The 23,372-nt window shown below is 41.1% G+C and carries 19 protein-coding genes; 1 reads left to right on the top strand and 18 read right to left on the bottom strand.

The features are described 5' to 3' along the window. Positions 1–121: 121 nt before the first annotated feature. Entirely contained in the window at positions 122–694 is a 573-nt protein-coding gene (locus EOPP23_RS15010) for a hypothetical protein (protein WP_153766818.1), read from the top strand. 165 nt (positions 695–859) lie between these two features. Here the strand turns inward: EOPP23_RS15010 and EOPP23_RS15015 are convergent, their stop codons facing one another. The 18 genes from EOPP23_RS15015 to EOPP23_RS15100 form a co-directional block, all read right to left on the bottom strand. After that, positions 860–1,756 carry an IS3 family transposase gene (locus tag EOPP23_RS15015; protein WP_370514775.1) on the bottom strand — a complete coding sequence of 299 codons (897 nt, stop codon included), beginning with the start codon at positions 1,754–1,756 and terminating at the stop codon, positions 860–862. After that, a complete protein-coding gene (locus EOPP23_RS15020) occupies positions 1,708–2,064 on the bottom strand; it encodes a transposase (RefSeq protein WP_153766820.1) in 357 nt (118 codons plus the stop codon). Before EOPP23_RS15020 ends, EOPP23_RS15015 begins: the two co-directional genes overlap by 49 nt. 182 nt (positions 2,065–2,246) lie before the next feature. Next, positions 2,247–4,040, bottom strand: coding sequence for a nucleoside-diphosphate sugar epimerase/dehydratase (locus EOPP23_RS15025; protein ID WP_228550736.1), 1,794 nt, complete (start codon positions 4,038–4,040; stop codon positions 2,247–2,249). Positions 4,041–4,404: 364 nt separating this feature from the next. After that, the gene (locus tag EOPP23_RS15030) at positions 4,405–4,962 is read right to left on the bottom strand and encodes a sugar transferase (protein ID WP_153766821.1); all 558 of its coding nucleotides are present in this window, start codon (positions 4,960–4,962) and stop codon (positions 4,405–4,407) included. Positions 4,963–4,980: 18 nt separating this feature from the next. After that, a complete protein-coding gene (locus EOPP23_RS15035) occupies positions 4,981–5,931 on the bottom strand; it encodes an SDR family oxidoreductase (RefSeq protein WP_153766822.1) in 951 nt (316 codons plus the stop codon). Beyond that, a complete protein-coding gene (locus EOPP23_RS15040; protein WP_153766823.1) occupies positions 5,928–7,064 on the bottom strand; it encodes a glycosyltransferase family 4 protein in 1,137 nt (378 codons plus the stop codon). Before EOPP23_RS15040 ends, EOPP23_RS15035 begins: the two co-directional genes overlap by 4 nt. 6 nt (positions 7,065–7,070) lie before the next feature. Next, positions 7,071–8,093, bottom strand: a complete 1,023-nt coding sequence (locus tag EOPP23_RS15045; protein ID WP_153766824.1) for an NAD-dependent epimerase/dehydratase family protein — start codon at positions 8,091–8,093, stop codon at positions 7,071–7,073. A gap of 60 nt (positions 8,094–8,153) precedes the next feature. After that, entirely contained in the window at positions 8,154–9,431 is a 1,278-nt protein-coding gene (gene tviB / locus EOPP23_RS15050; RefSeq protein WP_153766825.1) for a Vi polysaccharide biosynthesis UDP-N-acetylglucosamine C-6 dehydrogenase TviB, read from the bottom strand. A gap of 185 nt (positions 9,432–9,616) precedes the next feature. Next, complete coding sequence (locus EOPP23_RS15055) at positions 9,617–10,753, bottom strand: ISAs1 family transposase (protein WP_153766826.1); 1,137 nt, start codon at positions 10,751–10,753, stop codon at positions 9,617–9,619. A gap of 495 nt (positions 10,754–11,248) precedes the next feature. Next, positions 11,249–13,075 carry an acyltransferase family protein gene (locus EOPP23_RS15060; RefSeq protein ID WP_153766827.1) on the bottom strand — a complete coding sequence of 609 codons (1,827 nt, stop codon included), beginning with the start codon at positions 13,073–13,075 and terminating at the stop codon, positions 11,249–11,251. A 459-nt stretch (positions 13,076–13,534) separates the two neighbouring features. Beyond that, a complete protein-coding gene (locus EOPP23_RS15065; RefSeq protein WP_153766828.1) occupies positions 13,535–14,953 on the bottom strand; it encodes a mannose-1-phosphate guanylyltransferase/mannose-6-phosphate isomerase in 1,419 nt (472 codons plus the stop codon). A 90-nt stretch (positions 14,954–15,043) separates the two neighbouring features. Beyond that, on the bottom strand, positions 15,044–16,987 hold the full coding sequence (gene asnB, locus EOPP23_RS15070) for an asparagine synthase (glutamine-hydrolyzing) (protein ID WP_153766829.1): 1,944 nt from the start codon (positions 16,985–16,987) through the stop codon (positions 15,044–15,046). Further along, positions 16,987–18,090, bottom strand: coding sequence for a hypothetical protein (locus EOPP23_RS15075; RefSeq protein ID WP_153766830.1), 1,104 nt, complete (start codon positions 18,088–18,090; stop codon positions 16,987–16,989). The genes asnB and EOPP23_RS15075 overlap by 1 nt, the downstream gene beginning before the upstream one ends. Then, the gene (locus tag EOPP23_RS21835) at positions 18,087–18,866 is read right to left on the bottom strand and encodes a glycosyltransferase family 2 protein (RefSeq protein ID WP_153766831.1); all 780 of its coding nucleotides are present in this window, start codon (positions 18,864–18,866) and stop codon (positions 18,087–18,089) included. Before EOPP23_RS21835 ends, EOPP23_RS15075 begins: the two co-directional genes overlap by 4 nt. A 180-nt stretch (positions 18,867–19,046) precedes the next feature. Then, positions 19,047–19,766, bottom strand: coding sequence for a capsular biosynthesis protein (locus EOPP23_RS15085; RefSeq protein WP_228550737.1), 720 nt, complete (start codon positions 19,764–19,766; stop codon positions 19,047–19,049). An 11-nt stretch (positions 19,767–19,777) separates the two neighbouring features. Further along, positions 19,778–21,394: a hypothetical protein gene (locus EOPP23_RS15090; protein WP_153766833.1), complete on the bottom strand. Its 1,617-nt coding sequence runs from the start codon at positions 21,392–21,394 to the stop codon at positions 19,778–19,780. Further along, the gene (locus EOPP23_RS15095; RefSeq protein ID WP_370514776.1) at positions 21,391–21,789 is read right to left on the bottom strand and encodes an HAD-IIIC family phosphatase; all 399 of its coding nucleotides are present in this window, start codon (positions 21,787–21,789) and stop codon (positions 21,391–21,393) included. The genes EOPP23_RS15090 and EOPP23_RS15095 overlap by 4 nt, the downstream gene beginning before the upstream one ends. Positions 21,790–22,174: 385 nt before the next feature. Then, entirely contained in the window at positions 22,175–23,311 is a 1,137-nt protein-coding gene (locus EOPP23_RS15100) for a hypothetical protein (protein ID WP_153766834.1), read from the bottom strand. Positions 23,312–23,372: the final 61 nt, after the last annotated feature.

Consider the following 23,372-nt stretch of genomic DNA (forward strand, 5'->3'; position numbering starts at 1 on the left):
ACAGATGCTCTCCTTATAATTTCCAGTACCAACGTTAGCTTGATTCACTCTGTCAGTTCCGCTCGTAACTTGACGATCATGGTCGAGTGGAACCTGGCTGATGTATTAACAAGGAAATAGAATGAACCCGAAAAAGATCGTTGCTGCCAGCGCCCTGCTGTTTGCAGCTATTGCCAGCACAGCACAGGCAGACCTGGTGACTGACCTGCAGACTATGTCTGCTGAAGATGCACTGGCCAAAGCCATTCAGGAAGAAGGCGCTAATGTTGAAGCTATTATCGCTGCCGCTTCTGCACAGCTAAGCGAAAGCTCTGCCCTGCTGAGCAGCATTGTAAGCGCTGCCGTTAAATCTTTCCCTGAGCAAGCTGCAGCTATCGTTTCTACTGCTGTAAAAGCTGCACCTAAAGCAGCTGCTCAAGTAGTATCTGCAGCTGTTGCTGCTGCGCCTGAAGCGGCTGCCCAGGTAGTAAGTGCTGCAACTGAAGCTGCACCGCAAGCTGCTGCCGCTATCCAGACTGCTGCTGCTAATACCATTGCCACACTGCCTGCTACTGCAGCGGGTAATGAAACACCTGTAACTGAAGCGCCTGCAGAAACAATTGCTGAAGCGCCTGTTGCTGCTCCAATTGCGCCACCTGCACCACCGGTTGTTACACCAACCAGACCTGAGCCAACACCTGTAAGCCCTAACTAAGTTTTGGCACAGGCATAAAAAACGGCGCCTGGTGCGCCGTTTTTATATATCCCATTTAAAGCAATCATAATCAGTCCTGCCTCTGCGCATCTCAACTCATGTCTTTTCCCGACTTGCACCAATACCTTTTTAAGACCAGTGATCTCCCCCCGTTAAAATGGACACTTATCCGGCAGCTAAACAGCCACCTTCATATTTTACCGAGGATTGATAATTAAGGCTCGAGTGCCGTCGAATTCTGTTATAAAAATGCTGGATATATCCAGCCAATGCATCACGCAGATGATGGGTATTTCTGAAGACTGTTCCCGTAAAAAACTCACCCTTGAACGAGTGGAAAAACGACTCCATCTCAGCGTTATCCGTACAGTGATAAGCTCGATTCATACTCGGTATAAAACCATAGCGTTTATGGATCTTCAGAATGACATTCGCTCGATATTCAATGCCCTGATCCGTATGGAATACAAGCCCTTTCGGCGGGCGTCTGTTGCGAATGGCCTTTAGTAACGCCGCTTTCGTTAAGGACGCCGTTCGATTGTTTTTCAACGACCAACCTACAATCCGTCGAGAGTAAAGACCCATCACAACGGCCAGAAACATCCAATGGCCTTCGACCTTCAGATACGTGACATCAGAGGTCCAGTGCTGATTAATGGCTGTTGGCTTAGGTAAGTCCTTGCGCAAATTCGATACAGGGTCACAAGTCTTTTCGGGCATCGCTTTTCTACGATAAATACGAGCGACGCGCCCGATCAGGTTCGCTTCTTTCATCAGTCGTTCAACCCGCTTGCGACTGACTGCAATGCCTTTATCCCGAAGATCAAGATGAATACGAGGGCTGCCATACCGGCCTTTCCATTTATGGAATATCGCAGTAATCCGCATAAGAAGCTGCTCATCTTCCAGCTTCCGAGGGCAAGGCTCACGCTTTCTCCAGGCATAGAAACCACTGCAGGAGACCTTCATGTATTGGCAAAGGAAACGTATGCAGAGCCCTTGCTGGCAACGCTCTATGAAGGCGAACCGTTCTTTCGTGGTTTTGCCACATACGCTTGCCACTTTTTTAGAAAGTCATTCTCCATCCTAAGCGTTGAGATTTGGGCTTCGAGCTTTTTGATGCGCTCAGCATCAGTGAGCTCTTTCTGCTTGGGAATTTGTTTCAGGTGTTCAGGTACGTTGAGTTCATTCGCCACAAGACTGCCCTCGAAATACTCTTTACGCCAGCGGGACAGCATGAAGGGATGTATGTCCAGTGACGCAGCAACGTCCTTAATCATAACACCTGGTTTGAAGGTCATCCGTACGGCACTGACCTTGTATTCATTAGAGTATCGACGTGTGGGTTTGTCAGGTCTGTAAGTACTCATAAAACACCTCTTTCGGTTAGGAATGAGGTGTCCACTTTATCGGGGGAGGTTCAGTCTCAAGTGCATACCTTACTGGCTCACCCAGAATCAGAAACGACAAATAAAAAAACCGCATTTTTTTACTCTATTCGATTCTGATGTTGATAAATATCCCAATTCTCATTTCATAGGCAAATCAACAATTAATCAGCACTATTTTCTTCCTGATGTTCTGGAGATTTATACAGCCAATCAACTACTTGCGAACTGGGACGAAAGCCATTGACATAGCGCAATAACAGTTCACGAGTCAGTCGGTAGTGATGGTCATGAAGTGTTTCCTGCATCTGAGTGATGATAGCAGTAAGCTCATCCCAGGATAGCCATTCTTCATTAGCGCGACTTATACGTTGATGGTCTGTTCCGGTAACATTGTCGCCAATCAGCAATTCTTCGTAGAGCTTTTCACCTGGTCGTAGCCCGGAAAAAGTGATCTCTATATCTCCATCCGGTGCATTTGCATCTTTCAGTGTCAAGCCGGATAGCTGAATCATACGTTTAGCCAGATCGACGATCTTAACCGGTAGCCCCATATCCAGCACAAAAACATCACCACCTGTTCCCATAGCACCTGCCTGAATAACCAGCTGTGAAGCTTCTGGAATGGTCATAAAATAGCGATTTATTTCAGGATGAGTTACCGTTATTGGGCCGCCACAGCGAATTTGCTCACGGAACAGTGGAATAACAGAGCCACTGGAACCCAACACATTCCCAAAGCGCACCATAGTAAAACGAGTTTTATTCTTTACTGGTTGCTCAGCGAAACCAAATAGTTCTGGGTTATAAAACCTGACTTCCTTTTCACGGCTAAGTGCCTGCAGCACCATTTCAGCAAGCCTTTTGGAAGCCCCCATAACATTCGTCGGACGAACCGCTTTATCAGTTGAGATCAAAACGAACTGATCCACCTCGCAGGCAATAGCAGCCTGTGCAGTATTAAGCGTACCCAAGACGTTATTTCTTAATCCTTGAGAAAGATTATGCTCAACGATGGGAACATGTTTATAAGCAGCTGCGTGGTAAACTGTATTGACGCTGTATGTTGTCATCAGATCGATCAAGCGCCTGGGGTCGTTTACAGAACCCAACACCGGAACGAGATCTACAACTATTCCCTGCTTACGAATTGTAGCTTGAAGCTCCTGGTCCAGAGCATAGAGGTTGTATTCTGCATGCTCTAACAAAACCAGCGTTGTTGGACCAGCCGTCAATATCTGACGACAGAGCTCAGAACCAATAGAACCTCCGGCACCAGTTACCATAACCACTTGACCGGAAATATTCCTCTGCATCAAATCAGTGTCTGGTTGAACTTCTTCTCGTCCCAGTACATCTCCGATATCAATATCATGAATTTCCTGTAGCTTCATACGACCACTAGCAATATCAGCTATACCCGGCATGGTTCGAATAGGCAAACCATAATGCTCAAGATTCTGAACAATAACCCTTCTCTTACTGTGTGGGAGTGATGGCAATGCCAGAAGAATCTCTTCAGCACTGGTTTCTAAAGTCAGAGTCTCGATGTTAGATGGTGAGTATATACTTCTACCCCCCATCATCCGCCCCTGCAAACAACTGTCATCATCAATAAAAGCAACTGGATGATACTCTCGCCCGCGATCCAGCGCATACATCAACTGTGTACCTGCTTCACCTGCTCCATAAATAGCCACGGGGATACCAGACCCGGAACGTTTATTCTTCAGTTTTGGACTCAATAGAGGAAAAATATCATTAAAACTTTGGCCAAGTAGCCAAGAGCGCATTGCATATCGGATAGCGCACATAGAAGCAATGAGCAACAGGCAGTAAAGAATAGGGACACTTCGAGGTATTTTTTCATCTGCCCCCATCATAAAGTTCATCAGCAACCAGACGCCTGTCGCATAAATGGAAGCGCGAACAATAGTGAAAACTGAATGGGCCCCCATGTAACGGAGAACGGCCCTGTAAAGCCCCATACGGACATAAAAGGGAATTGCGCAGAGTGGAGCTAATAAAAAGGCTTGCCAAAAATTAACCACAAGTGAGGCGCCGTGTTCTACTGGTGTCAACCTGAGATAAAATGCCAACCAGAGGCAGATCCAGATAGCAAGAGTATCAAATATTAATGATACAACTCGCTTTTGATTACGGGGTAGATTTAGGAGTTTTCCGCGCATTGTTTATATCAAGGAATATAATCAGGCTCGCATTCCTGACTGCCTCCATGCTCCAATAAGTATGCAATATAGGGAAATTGATGGTTATTCTGCTGACTGAAGCTAGAATCAGTTTATTAAATAAGTGGGGGGCTTAGTTTGAACTTTTTACACTGTCACCTTGCCCTTGCCCTGTAGCTGTCATTAAAATAAATTTGAAATAATTCTTAACTGTTAACGTTTTGATCATTTTACTGTCTGTTACTGCCAACAGTTCAGGAGTAGACATATCAATTTCACTTACCTGTGAAAGACCTGTTATACCAGGCCTTACATTATAAACATACAGTTTATCTCTCGCCTCAATTAATTCACTCTGATTGAAAAGGTTGGGTCTTGGACCTACCAGACTCATATCACCTTTGAGAACATTCCAAAGTTGCGGTAACTCATCTAATTTGGTTCTTCGCAAGAAATGCCCAAAAGGTGTGATTGAGGATGCACTCGCCAAGTGGCTAGCAACAGAAGCGGTATCAACCTTCATTGTTCGAAATTTGGCTAATGTGAATGGCCTCTTCCCTCTTCCCACACGAACCTGAGTAAAAATGGGCGACCCTGTGTCAAAAAATCCTATAACTAATAAAATTAGAAGCACAGGGAAACCAAACAACAACCCAAAAAATGAAAAAACAACATCGAAAAAACGAATCAATGAATATACTCCCTAGTACTAGTTTTTAAGAAAACACCGTCGTAAGCCTTCATCTACTGATAAAGGAGGAACCCACCCAAGTAAACTCTGTGTTTTAGCAATATCGACCTGTAGTGAACCTAGGAGCCGTTGTGCCATGGCTTTTTTACCAAGTATTGTTGCCCCCAACATCAATAGGGAACTTGGTACTGCTACCAAACGTGATGGTCTGCCCATTGCCTTACTAACACTACTTAATAAATCAGTGGTCGATAAATCTTGACCATCCCCTGCTATAAATGTCTGATTCGTAGCAGCCGGATGATCAACACACGTAATAATCAAATCTATTAAATTATCAAGAGCAACCAGTGAGCGTTGATTATGGATAGCTCCTAGAGGTAGGGGCACACCACTGCCAACCAATTTGACCATACTGGAAAAATTGCCTTTTGCACCTGGCCCATATACTAACGGTGGACGAATAATCACCACCTCAATACCAGTTTCAATGGCAAGTTTCTTCAACCCCTGTTCAGCCTCCCATTTTGAAACACCATATGCGTCCCCGGGTGATGGGAGATCATCAGCGCCAAATGATTGCCCATTTCCAGTCTGTTCGCCATTGACCTTGATCGAGCTGATAAATATAAATCGCTTAACACCTGCCATAGCTGCTTGTCGCGCGAGATTAAGTGTACCCTCTACATTTACTTGTCGATACTCTGCCAGAGGATCTTCAACTTCATCTTTCATGATATGAGCACGAGCAGCAGTATGAATAACGACTTGTTGACCAGTCAACGCCTCAGTCCAGACCGTTTCACCGTTTAAATCACCAACAACATGGGCTTTACAATAATCAAGGCTGTTGGCAGAGCGAAGAGCAGCAGACACCTCAAATTGATCATTACATAATAACTGATCCAATAAAGCTTTCCCGACAAAGCCTGTAGCTCCTGTTATCAAAATATTACTTGCTGCTTTCATGGTTCAAGAAGCTCTAGGTAGATACCCATATGTTGATCAACAATTTCATCAATAGCAAATGCTTCTTCTGCCAGCGATCTGCCTGCCCGACCAAGACGCTTTCTTAATGAAGAGTTATCTACCAACTTTTGGATTGCATCAGCCAGAGCAATTGAATTTTTTACATCTACCAGAAGACCAGTTACATTTGGAGTAATAGCATCTCTGCAACCAGGTACATCTGTTGTTACAACGGCACGGCCACAGGCAGCAGCCTCAACGAGGCTTTTTGGTAAGCCTTCTCGATATGATGGAAGACAGACAATATTGGCTGCTGAATATTGTGCCGCAATATCTTTTCGATATCCTAACAACTCTACATTGCCGTCTGCGGCCCATTGATCCAGCTCACTCTGTGTCACACTGGTTGGATTGCCAGAGTCAGGTGAACCGATTAGCCGAAAAACTACAGGTACACCGCGTTCTTTCAATAACTTTGCTGCACCAACAAACTCAATGACACCTTTATCCCTGAGCAATCGTGCCGCCATTACTACAACAGACTTACCTTCTGGTTCAGGTTCAAAAGGATAATCCACCAGTGCTACTCCAGAACCTCGAATCATACGGGCTTGCTCTATTTTTAGAGCCTTGAGTTTCAGCAAAGAGTCCCGATCATCCGGATTCTGGAAAATGACTGCCAAACGATCGTGTTTAAATGCAGATCTATACAGCTGAGTTACCAATGTGCGACGTATTCTGGCAGTCAACGAACTTGCCAGAAACACCGTCCCTAGACCAGAAACTGCACTTACCACAGAATCGATACCAGTCAAACGTGCAGCAATGCCACCATAGAGTACCGGTTTAATCGTAATAAGGTGAACCAGTGAGGGTTTTAATCGCCTGAATAGTCTGACCAAAGTAAACAATGTGGAGAGTTCATTCAATGGATTTTGACCACTGCGTGCAAAGGGTACAACATGATGGGTAAAGCCCTGAGATTTTATAGTCTGAACCTCTGAACCATCAGCCGTTACGACATGCACCTCAAAACCAGCCTTTTGTGCTGCAACAGCCAAAGGCAGGCGATGGGAGATAAAGAATTCCGGAGCATTAACTACGAAAAGAATAATGTGTGATTGTAAGTTCAAATTAAATTAACCAACATTCTCTATATACCACGGCATTGCCTTCGCTATACCTTCAATGATTCGATATTCAGGCTGATAGCCCAGTTTATCAGCAGCCTTACCAATATCTGCTTGAGAATGTCGTACATCACCGGTACGAAATTCACGATAAACAGGTGCATTGGTGTAGGGTTTATTGTTTTCAGCCAGAGCTGACTGTAGAGCACCATAGAGACTATTCAATGTAGTACGATCGCCTACGGCAACGTTATAGACTTCATTTTTGGCTGAATCAGCTGCAGTGGCTGCCAGTAAATTTGCTTGCACCGCATTTTCGATAAAGCAAAAATCCCGACTGGTTTCACCATCACCGTTGATAAGAACACTCCCCCCCTGAATCATCGCAGCGGTCCACTTGGGAATTACAGCGGCATAGGCTCCATTAGGGTCCTGCCGCTTACCAAATACGTTGAAATATCGTAAACCAATAGTTTTAAAATCATAAGCTCTGGCAAACACATCCGCATATAGCTCATTGACGTATTTAGTCACAGCATAGGGTGAAAGAGGGTTACCAATATTATCTTCTACTTTAGGTAGTGCCGGATGGTCACCATAAGTTGAGCTGCTCGCAGCATAAGTAAAGCTAGTTACCTCAGCATCACGTGCAGCGGTGAGCATGGTCAGGAACCCAGAGATATTGGTGGCATTAGTGGTGATCGGATCGTTAATTGAACGAGGGACCGAGCCAAGTGCAGCTTGATGCAATACATAATCAACGCCAGCACAAACTTTATGACAGTCACTCTCATTACAGATATCACCTTCAACAAAGGTAAATCTTGCCCACTGTTCATCACTAACCAGCTTCTTTACTTCATCCAGATTATATTGGTGCCCGGTGGCAAAGTTATCCAGACCGACGACGTATTGATCGAGTTTGAGCAGATGCTCCAGTAAATTTGAGCCAATGAAGCCAGCTACACCAGTAATCAGCCATTTTTTTGGAGAATTTGGAAGAGATTTAAGTAATTGTGAATAGGTAGTCATATTCTCAGCCCGCTCTTTTGCTGAAAGCGGGCATCCTTAATTAGATTAAAATGAAACAGATTAGAGGCGCAGATCGCTGGCATCCGCTGCAAGGGTATATTTGAGATCGTAAACAACATGAGATGGTTTACATAGGGTATGAATTTTATCAGCTCCCATATCAATAAACTGCTTGTGAGCTACGGCCATTATAACAGCGTCGTATTTGGCTATAGCAGGCTCATTGATAGGTGTAATACCATATTCAGACTGTGCCTCTTCAGAATTAATCCATGGGTCATAGCAATCAACCTGAACACCATACTCTTGAAGCTCAGATATAATATCAACGACCTTGGTGTTGCGGATATCCGGACAGTTTTCTTTGAAGGTCAGACCCATTACCAGCACGACGGAACCTTCAACATGGATGCGTTTTTTCAGCATTGCTTTGACTAATTGACTGGCAACATAAGCCCCCATACCGTCATTCAAGCGACGACCTGCCAGAATGATCTCAGGGTGATAGCCGACTGACTGAGCCTTATGTGTAAGGTAATAGGGGTCAACGCCAATGCAGTGCCCACCGACCAATCCAGGACGAAATGGTAGAAAATTCCATTTAGTGCCAGCTGCTTTAAGTACTTCCTCAGTATCAATACTGAGCTTGTTAAAAATCAAAGCCAGTTCATTGATGAGACCAATATTTACGTCACGCTGAGTATTCTCTATGACTTTTGCAGCTTCTGCTACTTTAATAGAGCTTGCCTTGTAAGTACCGGCAGTAATGATAGAGCGGTAAAGCTGATCTACAGTTTCTGCTACTTCTGGTGTTGAGCCGGAGGTTACTTTCAGGATTGAGGTAACACGGTGCTCTTTATCACCTGGGTTAATTCGTTCAGGACTATAACCACAGAAGAAATCCTTATTAAAGGTCAAGCCAGAAACCCGCTCTAAAATTGGTACACAGTCATCTTCGGTCGCACCAGGGTAAACAGTCGATTCATAAATTACGATATCACCCTGTTTTAGCACTTTGCCAATAGTTTCACTCGCCTTGATCAAGGGCGCTAAGTCTGGCTTTTTGTTCTCATTAATTGGCGTTGGCACTGTTACAATATAAGTATTGCAGGCTTTCAAATCATCAAGCGAACAACTATAAGAAAGGTGCCGGGCTTCTGCGAGCTCATGATCATCTACTTCCAAAGTGCTATCATAACCCTGCTTGAGTTCAGCTAGACGATTGGCGTTGATATCAAAGCCTATAGTTAAGTAATGCTTACCGAATTCAACGGCTAAGGGCAAGCCAACGTAACCCAGTCCTATAACAGCAATATTTTGATCACTAATGGAACTCAATTTCTGACACTCCGCTTACAAACTAATTCAATAAATTTAAATAAAGGATTCACACCTCACGGTCATATCATGAAAGCTCCCCAGCAAGGACTTCAGATAGATACCGTGCACTCAAAACTGCGCTCTTTTGATTCTATTCAGGCCCGCTTTGAACGTTGTAATATTATTCAGCAGGCACGGCAAGATCATGCAATCCCTTGCCCTGCGAAGACTTCAGCAAGATAACGAGTATTCATCGCCGCTTTCTTCTGTTTCCTTTTAAGATCTGCCTTAAAGGTTTTCGGGTTGTTCAACAAGTTCACGGCTATATGCCTGAACCCTGCGAACACTTCTGCACCATCATTTCTACGGATTCGGCAGTCATCTTCACGCATGGCAACATCCAACTTCCAGTGCAGTCTATTTTCAATGTGCCAATGTTCTCGGCTGGCTTTTCCTAGCTGCTCCGCTGTCAGTTCTGCTGAGCTGATGTAGTAACGAATACAAATATCATCCAGGCTTAGAAGCTCTCCTTCCAACTCTCTGGAAGATAACGCTATACCCAATGTTTTAAGGCCAGGCCAGTCAAATGAGAAATTCACAAACTCATCAACTACATCGCTCACAAAATACATTCGACTTTCTGTTCTACCATGCCCGGTCTCACGGGTCATGAAACTATCACCCGTCCATTCGTTCAATTTCTCTATGGAGAAGTGATGGTTAAATGCCTTCTCCAACCTTCCCTGATTGCCTTTAACTGCCAATAAATAGTCCGCATCTTTTTTGACAATTGTTTGAGCTATATCCCTCTGACAGCCCATAGCATCAAGAGTTACAAGACAGCCTCTGATTTCCAGCAAGTTAAGAAGCTCTGGAATCGCGGTGATCTCATTAGATTTCTCATCGGTCTTAACCTGCCCAAGAACGACATTGTTCGCCGCTGAAAAAGCACTGACCATATGAATAGCTCCGCGCTTTTTACTCTTGTCATAGGAGCGTCTAAGTGTTTTCCCATCAATAGCAATAACGTCACCGTCCGAGGCTTGATGACAGGCGTTCATCCAGTCAATAAAGCATTGCTGAAACTGCTTGGGATTGATCGTGCTGACCACTCGGGCAATGGTGTCATGGGACGGAATGCCTTCATTAAGGTCGCCATGTGCCTTAAACCAATCAAGTCGCTCATGCCCAAAATCCTCAACTTCTTCCCAACCTTCGGCGCCAGCAATTACGCCACAGACCATCAGAAAGAGAATATCTGACAATTTATGGCCGACTTTCCAAGCTTGTCGTGGGTCGCTGATTATTGAGAGTTGAGTGATCAAGTCAAAAGCTTTCATTGATGAGGTCTTATAAAAACTCACTTTATAAGACCTTGGACGTATTAATGAGAAGGCGAACAGTTTTAGAAGCCTTTAATATCAAGGGCTTTCATGCTCTTTCCCTGCCCTGCTACGCTTGGGGTGTAAGATGCTTATTGGTCTTTCAGGAGTTTACAAACGACCAATATCAAAATGATGCATTTTGACGAAATCCAGTAATACTCACGGCATCAAGCATATTGAAATATTCATAAAACTCTGCGCTTTTACATAGATAGCCTTCAAGAATCATATTCTTGCTCTAGAAATTTTAGGAACTTTACGCTAGGCCTGAGCTGGCAGGGGCTTTCATGACCTTGCCTTGTGGGGTAGGTGGTGTTGGCTGATGAGCGCACACTGTTCTCGTAATAGCGTACGAACATTGCTGCTTGGTTTCTTTTGATTGCCCTGTCACTCACTTATTAGTATTAATCATTTTCTATTAACTACTTTCTGAAATGTGTAATTTAAAGTTCACTGTAACGTTTCAGCAATTTCTGCTGCAAGTAAATCTGCCCCAAAATCCGACAAGTGATGCTGGTCAGCATATATCATTTTTGAATCAAAGATTTGTCCATTTAGGTATCTATTATGTAATTTATACGGATGAATAAAATTAACATTCATTCTATTCTCCTCGGCAATATTTTTTCCAGCCTCTTCAAACTCAATTTCCCTTGCATAAAGATCACATTGCAGGCCTATATATTGTCTTTGCAAGCATATTATTGGGTTATACGGCGTATTTCCAACGATAACTAATTCATTAGTAAAATGTCGAAGAGCATTAATCTGCTCCACCAAAGCTTCAGTTAGATTGCTAATTGATTCAAAGTCATAATCATCATTTATCCAAAATTGAGATTGAATAATATATGTGAAACTTTCGTTGCGAACCAAATCACTAATTATTTCTCTTTTCCTTTCACAAAGAAGTGGATCATGTCCCAAGAGAGGTTGCCATTTCGCATCCCCCAAATAACAACTTCGCTCCCATGTTAGAAAAATTTTGTAATCAGCCCCATACCTATCAACTATTGGGTGAAATAATCTTTCTGCATGACTATCACCAAAAACTAAAATACTATGCTCACTCTCGATATTACCCAGAACACAGTAGTCTTCATTAAAATCACATAGTTCAGGTTTACGACCAGTAAAATCAGTTTGCAATGTTTGTAAGTTTTTTGGAAAACGATTGTCAAAACCTCCACTTAGGTGCCCAATTATGCCGACCCCAAAAAAGCTAATTAGGCCAAAAAGAGAAATGATTAATGACTTTTTCCCTTCAATTAATTGTCTATTACGAAATGGCTTTTCAATGAAAAGCCAACTGTAGTAAGCAAGAGACAAGGATAAAACACAAAGTGCTGACATTAATAATAAAGATGGGTTTTCAAGCGTTCTTAGTCGTGCAAATGCAAATAAGGGCTGATGCCATAGGTATGCTGAGTAACTAATTAAACCAACGCCTACAAAGGCTCTAGTGCTCAGCAGTTTAGCCGCAAATGTTTCTTTATCTGCGTACAACACTAGCAGAACAACTCCAAGCACTGGCACTAGGGCGTATACGCTAGGGAATGGTATTGTTTCATCGTAAAAAAAGATTGAAAAGACTATTGCCGCTAAACCAAGCAGTGACAAAGCGTTGTTCTTTTGCACACCTTTCTTCTGCACAATAAATGCAGCGATAGAGCCAGCGAATAGTTCCCAAGCACGAGTTGGGGCTAAGTAAAAGTTCGCCGTTGCCTCGTTACGCCAGCCCCATTCACTTAACAGCAAACTGATTGCTGCCATCACAACAATCATCCAAAACACTCTATTCTTACCAAAGCGCCAAGCTAGGATGAGAAATATGGGGAATAGCACGTAGTACTGTTCTTCAACAGCCAAGCTCCATGTGTGCAGCAAAGGCTTTTCCTCTGCAGCTGCATTAAAGTATCCACTCTCGCGCCAAAAAAGAATGTTAGATGCAAACAGACTGACAGCCACAAGACTTTGCGAAAAGTCTTTCATTTGAGTTGGCAGCATCCACATCCAAGCAAACGGAATACACACAAGCATTACAAGGAAGAGTGCTGGGAGTATGCGTCTCGCACGTCTTTCATAGAAGTTTACTATGCTAAAACGTTCATTCTCTATGTCTTCAATAAGGATTGTCGTAATCAAGTAACCACTGATTACAAAGAACACATCAACGCCAACAAATCCCCCTCTAAAAAGTTCAAACCCAGCGTGAAAAAGAATTACGGGGACAACAGCAAGTGCTCGCAAGCCGTCTATTTCAGCGCGATATTTCAAGTTAACAATCCTTTAAGTGATATTTAGAAAATAAGCTAAGCGTTACTTTTCCTCAGCCTTTCTATCTTCAGCTAGCGAACCTTTAGCATCCCAGCCGTAAAGCCAAACTCTTTACAACGATGCTTTACTTCTTTGAGTGCGTTTGCACGTTTGTTCTTCTTAGCTCCAACCATCTGCTGCAGAGTTGCTTTCATTTCCACGGCAAGATCATGAAAGTCCTTATCAGCTTTGGCCTAGCGTAAAGTTTCTGAAATTTTTAGAGCAAAAATATGATTCTTGAAGGCTATCTATGTAAAAGCGCAGAGTTTCATGAATATTTCAATATGCTTGGAGCCATGGTTATTACTGGTTTTCGTCAAAATGCATCATTTTGATATTGATTATTTGTAAACTCCTGGAAGATCAATAAACATTCTACAGTCCAAGCATAGCGGGGGCTTTCATGATCTTGCCCTGGGGTTAAACCCGTCCGTAAGTATCTTCGAATCGGACGATATCGTCCTCACTAAGATACCCACCGCTCTGAACTTCAATCATTTCAAGATCGAACTTTCCGGGGTTTTCCAACCGGTGAACCTCACCAATAGGAATATAAGTAGACTGATTCTCAGTAAGCAATAGCTCCTTATCACCATTGGTTACAAGTGCAGTTCCCTTCACTACAATCCAGTGTTCTGCACGGTGATAATGTTTCTGGAGAGAAAGCCTGGCACCAGGCTTAACCGTTATACGCTTAACCTGGAAACGTTCACCGGCATCAATAGAGTCGTAGGCGCCCCAAGGGCGGTAAACCTTACGATGAAGCTTGGCTTCAGAGCGATCTTCCTGTTTTAAACGCTCGACAATCTTTTTAACATCCTGAACCTGATTTTTATGTGCCACCAGGATGGCATCATCACTTTCGGTGATCACCAAATCATCTACACCTACTGTCGCAATTAGTTTCTTCTCACTTCGGACGTATGTATTGCGCGTATCATGCAGTATGACATCCCCAAGGGTGGCATTTCCGGCGTCGTCCTCTTCCGAAATATCTGCCAAAGATGACCAGGAGCCGACATCAGACCAACCGGCATTCAGAGGTACAACGACCGCATCCGTGGTTTTCTCCATCACCGCGTAATCGATAGATTCATCGAGGCATGCTTTAAAAACATCTTCATCCAGGCGAACAAAATCAAGGTCAGTATCTTGTACTACCATTGATTTCTTACAGACTTTCAGAATATCAGGACGGAACTTTTCTAACTCTTCCAAATATCGTGAAGCTTTAAACAGAAACATACCTGAATTCCAATAATAATTGCCTGAAGCAAGGTAGCTCTGAGCTTTCTCTAAGTCGGGCTTTTCCACAAACTTCCTAACGGGTATAAAAGCACTTTTATCTTCAAAACTGGTAGATGCGTTTATGTAACCATAGCCTGTTTCGGGATGTGTAGGCACAATACCAAATGTCACTAGCTTACCATTTCGAGCAGCAGGTAAAGCCGCTTCAACCGCTTGATGAAAAGCCTCAACATCTTGAATCACATGATCAGCCGCCAATACTAACAACAAAGGCTCTTCTTCATGGTTCAAAGCTTTCAGAGCAGCCAGAGCTACCGCAGGCGCAGTGTTACGTCCAACAGGTTCAAGCATAATGGCTAAAGCCTTGCGACCCATCTGACGAAACTGTTCAGCCACCAGAAAGCGATGCTCTTCATTAGCAATCACCAGTGGAGCTGAAACAGAATTTAACCCATCCAGCCGTGATATAGTGTTCTGAAGCATTGTCTGGTCATTAACCAATGGCAAGAATTGCTTAGGGTAAAGAGAGCGGGATTGAGGCCAAAGGCGACTACCAGAGCCTCCTGACATAATGACAGGAATAGTTTTCATAATTTTTCAGTATTATCAGGAAAAAAGAAATATCCGTTGAGGAAGCGTGCAAGCTATTAAGTCACTTACGTTGGAAGAGTAACTTTGCACTTATTTATGATGTTTCTCAAACCATTGCTGAAACATCAGCACATTCCATAACTGGCCTTGTAAATTGCGCTGACCACTCAGGTGTTGTTGCCAAAGATCCTGAATTTGAGCCGCGTCAAAGAAACCCTCAGCCTGTAAACGTTTCTCTTCAAGCAGAGATTCAGCCCACCCTTTTAACGGGCCACGTAACCAGCTATCTATAGGAACTGCAAATCCCATTTTTGGACGTTCTATAAGTTGTTTTGGTACATAACGATAAAGTATTTCTCGTAAACACCACTTGGTGCACCCATTCCTAAGCTTAAACTCTTTCGGTAATGACCAAGCATACTCATACACTCTATGGTCCAGAAAAGGTATTCTGGTTTCTAGAGACACCGCCATAGCAGCTCTATCTACTTTAGTTAATATATCATCAGGTAAGTATGTCAGAGTATCAATAGCCATCATCCGATCAATGGGGTCTACTATTTTTAGAGCTCCTTTCAGATTATTCACCATTGTCGCGGGCTCTACAGAGCCAATCACTAATTTGGATGGATCTTGAAAGTGAGAGACTAAACCGAGGTAGAGTTGGTCAGCGTCACTAACACTGATAACTTGAGCCGCTTTATGAAGTTTATCCCCAAGGTTACGCATTTGGATTTTGCCAGGGAGCATCCGATTTAAACGATTCCAACTGTTTGCTGAAACAGTCAGTAAGCCTTTTGCTATGACCTTTCGTGCCGCAATAGGTAGAAGACGTAGTTTTGACCAGACTCTTTGTGTCATCAGATATCGGTTGTAACCGCAGAACAACTCATCACCAGCATCGCCTGATAGGGACACTGTAACGTATTCTTTAGCCATTCTGGACACTAAATACGTTGGTAACTGGGATGAATCTGCAAAAGGTTCGTCATATATATCACTGATACCTGGGATCAACGTGAGAACATCATCCGGAGTAACATAGAATTCCTGGTGCTCAGTGCCAAGGTGCCGAGCTACAGCAAGCGCATGTTCGGCTTCATTATATTCCTTATCATGAAAGCCTATCGAGAAAGTTTTGATTGGTTTATCCGACTGTGCTTGCATCAAAGAAACAATGAGCGACGAATCAACACCACCAGACAAGAAGGCACCTAAAGGTACATCGGCCATCATTTGTTGCTTTATCGCAGACTTAAGCAATACCTCAAGATCATCAATAACCGTCTCAGGTGCCTGTTCTTCTACTGTATTGTTAACAGATTCCTCGGCTATAATCTTTGGATCCCAATACTTACTGATTGAAATATCTTTAGTATGACGATCCAGAGAAAGCACTGTCCCCGGAAGAAGCTTGCTGATGCCTTTGTATATAGAATAGGGTGCAGGAATGTAGCTATACCGTAAAAAGAGTGCCAAAGAGTTACGGTCAATATCAGCATTAAATGACGTATATGCACGCAATGCTTTTAGTTCTGAACCAAATAAAAAAACCCCCCCTGTCCAACCATAATATAAAGGCTTTTCGCCAAAACGATCGCGGGCAAGAAATAGTTTATTCTTTTCGTTATCCCATAATGCTATAGCGAACATACCAATAGCTTTCTGGAGAGCTTTCAATAAACCCCATTGCTCAATTGCAGCCAATAAGGTTTCAGTATCAGAATGACCTCGCCAAGCAGGCTTAATGCCATCATTATTCAGTTCGTCTCTAAGCTCAAGATGATTATAAATTTCACCGTTGAAAGATATAACATACCTTCCTGACTTAGAAAGCATGGGCTGATGCCCCTGCTCAGATAAATCTAATATAGCAAGTCGACGATGAGAAAAACCTACTCCGATTTTTTCAAGATAAATTTCCCCATGACTATCTGGCCCTCTCGGCTCTATAGCCAGCCCCATTTCCTGCAATGTACTAATGGCTTTTGGTCGGTCAAAATCAGCACCAACAAATCCTGCAAACCCACACATCAAGTAATCCTTGCTTTAAACTTCTTAAGACAGTGTTTATAATCAAACTGTTTTGCAACACTCCGGTAATAATTAGGATCCTTGAAGTCTTCAGAACTAAAACATTCTTCTATTTTTTCCTTTAAGTCATCATAGCTTCCATCGTACTGTATATATGAATCAAAAGGCAGATCAAGACCTTTTGATTCATGCGGAGTCAGAAATGGAATAGAACCTGATGCCAGTGCCTCCAAAGCTCCAATAGCTATCGCTCCAGTACCTTCTCCGGCAACGATAGAAAATTTATGGCCAGAATAGAACTTGACTATATCAAATTCAAAGTAATCTTTTTGTCTATATTCCCTAAAGTTTAATATCAGATCAATTAGGCTTTTCTTAGGTGTATACCGCGACAAACGCATAGAAAGTATTTTTCTCAAAGGATCCTTTAAATCCATTTTATAAAGCATGTATCTAATTGGATGCAGGGTACAGATATCATCACAATATATTCCAAAATCACCACTACTTTTTTTATATGAATGGAAAGTACCTGTGATCGCAATTTTCGACCTCATTTCTTCCAAGGAAATATTCGAAGAAAAAAACCTATCCTTGACAAAAAAACTAACCACAATCAGCTTTTTATTATATAAAGGAAATTTTTTATTGAAATATGAATGGCCTGAAACATCATTATCATAACACAAAAAAACATTTTCAGAATTATATGCTTCGCAAGCAACATCATACAAATGATAATGTGACAAATGACAATAAATACTATAGTCGGACCTAAAAGACAACTCCTTCAACAAATGTTCTTTTTTGTACAAAAAAATAAAAGAATTACTATCAATTTCTTTTTTTATTACTATTGATCTTGGAATTTTGTTTAAACGCCTCCAAATAATTATTTCAATCTTAACTATAAGAAACAATAAAAACCCTGGTAAATAGTTTGTAACAACTCTCGGTAGCGAGCTTGACTTATACGTAAAATAAAAAGATAAGTCATCAGACTCTTTGATATATTCATACTTCTTTAGCGCTTTCCTTTTGGCCAAGAAAAAACTAAGCGGAAAATATATATTATCATCTGTATGAGGGTCTATTATTATCAACTTCTAATCCTAAAAAAATAAATCAAGTATCTAAGAAAAAACTTCAAGGAATTAAAGTACCGACCAAACTTACATAAGTAAATCACTGAGACCAAATGCCCTTTCATAATGAGCTTAAATCTTGAATGTAAATATTTACCAGCACTTATACTATTTATATTGTCGTCATGATAGCAGCGAGTAACTTTGTTTAAATCTACCGAGATCACATTGCTAGCTGAATTACGATCTATGTATCTTAAAAGACCAGCAAACTCATGACCTCTTAAACTTGAAATAAACGGCTTATATGAGCACTTTTTTACAACCACCAAACGCTCTCCCTTACCGTACGTATCAACAAGCACAGAAACTGAATTTGAAATAGTTGAATCCATTCTTGATCCGACTATATTGCCGTATATATCTGAACACCGCGATAGAATAATTTGGGGCTTGTGTAAATCTATCATTTCTAATAGATATGAAAGCGAATTTGGGGTTAAGGTATCATCAGAATCTAAAAAAACGCAGTACTTATTTCTTGCTAAGAAATACCCTCTATTTCTAGAAAATGTAACCCCTCTATTTTTATAATTAGCAACTACCTTATGACTGAATCGATACTCCTTTAAATCAATTATTTGACGATATTTTGGCGGAGTGTCATCAACGATGATAACTTCAAATAGTCTGGGATTTTGCTGAACTAAAGAATTTAAACACCTTTTTAGCAGTGTATAGCTCTTGTAGACAGGAATGATTATTGAAAACATTAACAGCCGCTCTGTTTGCATTTCTTACAGACATGGTAATTTTGTGCTCATATTTAGTTTTTCATAAAAAGGAAAAACTATGACATAATATAATATAAACCATTAATAGTTTGATATATTTATTTAATTGAATCTTATTGATTTCTTTTTTGAGTCAAAACTTAGCTTAAAAATAGACCCTCAATACTAATCTCCAGAAAATTATGAAGCAGCTATGAACTCCATATATTCTTCTGGAACACCACAAAAAACAACCTCACTCTTGTCTATTACTGTGTATCTTATGTCCCCACCAGATTTTATAATAGTGTTGTACATGGGGGCAATGTAATATTCACCACCATTGAGCTGTTCCGGTCTTTGTAACGAAAGCTCTTGAAATGTCTGATAAAATAATTCTGATTTTGACCACACATACAAACCAGTACAGCAAAGTTCGGATACCTCTTCTTTTTCGGCAGTGAGCTTTACTCTATCAGAATTATCACTAATAGGGACAACATTACTCCAGTTTGCACCAGAGCCAATAAATGTCTCAAGATAACCGTCAACACCCCGTATTGAAAATGATGTCGGCAACGTAAATCCTGGTCGAAATGTATCTATATTAAATATTATTAAATGTTCGGAGCCAGCAACCATGGCTTCCTTGAGGCCCATATATACCGTCTCAGCCTGACCTTTGGTAGGCTTTGGTAAGATTACTGTTTGGTAATTTTTAAGACCAAACTTTCTGCATTCCTTCTCAATAAACTGTTCAGTATTTTGGATTTCAAGAGCAATAAAAAGAAATTGTTCAGAGTCGAAATACTTTTTAAAACTTTCGACGGAGTGCTGAAAGAGGGTTTTATTTTTAGCTTTCAGCATGTATTTTGGTTTGTCATAGCCTGCCTTAGTAAAGCGACTTGATAATCCGGCCATTGGTATCACTATCATGTAACAGCCTCTACTTTCACGCTATCCATATCCATCAAATCACTATAAAGGCGTAAAGCGTTAGCTATCATAGCTAGCTGCCCATCAGGACGGTCAAAATGCAGTGGCAACATTGAAATGAATAGATGAATAGTGATAGCTAGTATCTCTTTTTCTAAATCAATAGGGTGAGAAAAAAAGATGCTTCTATATATTTCTTGTATCGCCTCTATTCTTTTTTGATCTGGAAAAACAAGTGAGAATTGTCCATTTTCAATATCTGCACTTAATTCAAATCTGTTGGCAATAATCATATCGTACAAGCCGATTACAGAGTGATGAAGTTTTGCAATATCATAACGTGCATCGCCATAGATAGTAAGTGTACCATCGTTATCAATTCCTCTTGGATCTACTAGCTTGATTGACTCTATCCGTGGATCATAGAGGATATTACTAAAACAGTAATCACCATGTGAAATCCCAATAGAAGAATCATCAGGCGTGGATATAAGTTCAGCTGTTTCTTTCGCAATAGAATCCAGAGAGGGTACTTTCCGACCATTAATGGATAGAGTCTTATGGATATCGAAATCAACCTGCTTTATAAAATCCTGTAAACGACCTAAGGTTTTTGGCAAATACAAACTTTCTATTTTTTTGCATTCTATTTTCTGATCAGGCTTATAACACCTGAATTTTTGGCTGACTCCCTTGCATGAACGGAAAATTTGACGCCAACTATTTGCGGGCAGCTGACCATAGACAAACAGATCATTTAATGGCAAAAGGTAGAGATACTCCAATGAATAACTTGGGTGATCACTATCAACTTCATTCTTCAATAAGTGAGGAGTATAAATACGCAACACACCGGGTAAAGAATTGAACCAATTGGCTTCGGCTCTCATTTTTTGAGCTTTACTGCTTGCCTTGGTCACAGTACGAAGGGATATTTGCATCTCGTTAAACGCACGCTGAGTCGTGATCAAGGTACGCGACTGATAAAATGTATTGATGTGTCCAAAATCAAGCCATGTACCAGATTCTTGACCAAATAGCGGGGTCTGCTGACTGTAATGCTTTAACCCTTGAACAAAGTCACCATGGTTCTTAACGATTCCTTGAATGAGTAAGTGAGGTTTGCTGAAAGCAAAGTAGCCCGACAAGACCCACTCATCATCACCAGCCCATGCATCTTTAATCATGCCTTTGCTGAGATTACCTCTTGAAACGGTAGCGCGATGATAGTATCCCTGATTTTGAGCAATAGACACTACATCCAAAGTTTCAAAACTCTGATCTTGGATCAATGTATCACCATGCAAAATTTGCAGTTTATTGTACTGCTTTCCTGTACTATTCCAACAATAAAGAATGGACTCTCCGATAGTAAGACCTTCAGGTATTTGTATTAAAATTACACCTGATTTTTCAAGAGCAACCCTGTCATAATGGCTAATTTCGTAATCTTCAGGGATTGAAAGATAAATATCACCTTGGATTTTTTTAACTTGTTCAAGCTGCAAGGTAAATAGTCGTCTGTTGCCAACAGGTAAAAATGCTGGTGGCAAGCGCCCTATGTCTGAAATAAGATCGGCGGAAATATAAGCTCCAGAAGTTATAAGAATCATGCATTCCCACCATCGTTATACGAATTCTCTTTCACTAATAGCTCTTGAATTTCTTCGTAAGTCATGGCACTAAATTCTGAAGGACGAACAGCTTTATCATCTATATAAAACCCCTCAAAGCCACACCAAGGCTTACCCACAATTATTTCATCATAGGGTACATCGTGTTTATCTAGCCAGTTGGTAATGACTGGCAAAGTGTGAATATTTATTTTTCCTATATTACCTTCAAATGTACGCATATTTCTGGCTGTAGATATTACAATTTCGAACCCATTATCCTTGTAATCCTTTAATTTATCTATTACTTCTCTGTTCGGCGCAACATTTAAATAATCTGATGTATCAGATAATGTTAGTGTTCCATCGAGATCAACTATTAACTTTTTCATCATTGGTACCAGTTAGCTAGAAACATTATCGTCGAAATAGTGAAACACACTGGATTTGGAAAAGGCTTCAAAACATCAGGGAGCTATTACGGCAGGATAAGATCCTGACCTCCCTCATCAGCTTTGGCTTAGCGCAAAATTTTTACAACTTTCAGAGTAATGTACTCAAAAGAATAAACTGACAGCATAAGTCAGGTTGTTTTCAATTCAACTATAGCCAGCCGTAGCTCTGATGTACCCCTTACGATTACTGATTTTTCTAAAATAACGACGAATTTCGATTGAATTACTATGAGTTCTAAAAAATGAAGAATGTTCTGCAAATAATACTCGACGAGGGGGCATGCTCTTCCCCTGCTATGAACTGGCTATTATATCTTCTATATCTTCAGGCTGATGCAATCGTCCTGATCTTTGGAGAACTCCTTATAAACGCAAGAGTAATACCAAGCCAAAACCAAAAATACATATAAGAGAATAAAGGGTAAGTACTCAATAAAAAAACAATTGCAAGCATGTGTTTATGATTGGCTCGATTTAAAGCCAACAAATACACAAATACAATAATCGAACCAATAAATCCGAAGCAATAAATCATAAATGCGATGCCATTTGCAGCTAAACTTTGAAAATTCTTCGAATCAACACCATGCCCAATGAAGAAGAAGATATTAAAGCTGACATTTTCAACATCTCCATATCGTGCTTGTCTAGAAGGATCATCTGACAGATTAACAACTCTCGATACTGTAACAGACCTTTCAGCAATAGAATCAATACTAATATCAGTAGAAAGTGTGGCTGTGTAAAACAAAGTGATCACTACTATCGCTGTATTTCGTAACCCACGAATTCCGTACAGCAAATACACTAGTAATAAAATACTTCCCATTCCCCACAGCGACTTAGTAAGTGCTATCGTGATAATCCCCAGAATTTCAACAGCCCTGCTTCTTTTCTCCATAAAAGAACAAGCAGCTAATAAAGAAAACATTACTGTACAATAAGCATTTGGTTCCTGATAAATTCCAGAGGGTCTAAAGTAATTTAGGGGTACATTCAAAGCTCTTGATTCTATAGAGCCGAAAATGGAAGGAATATCAAAAAAAACACCAAAAATGTGGTATGTAAGATACGTTCCTAACAAAACCAAAGCATTCAATAAAATTAACAGATTGACACTTTTCTCTACTGATGACCGAAGGCCACAACATGTAAAATAGTAAGACAATGGAAAAACAAAAGCCAACCCAATTAGCAGGGCCGCACTAGCTAAGACACTCTCATTCAGAACACCCATTAATAACCATGGAAATACAATAAAAACCAAGAGTAATGACGCACTAACAATATAAGATCTTTGAAATGAGCGAAATGAGTGAAAATTAAATACCCACATCCCTAGAAAAATGAGGATGGCAATATAGTCAAATATACGCCCAACCGCTTGATAGTAAATATCTGACAGAAGAAAAAATAAGATGAAAAGGCATATAACAAGCACCTTATTTAACCGAGTATCCATTCGATCTCCAAGGCCAATATAGTTCACTACAACACAACCAATGATATGTTGTTGTTTGATC

Source organism: Endozoicomonas sp. OPT23, from assembly GCF_009653635.1.
Lineage (GTDB): Bacteria > Pseudomonadota > Gammaproteobacteria > Pseudomonadales > Endozoicomonadaceae > Endozoicomonas_A.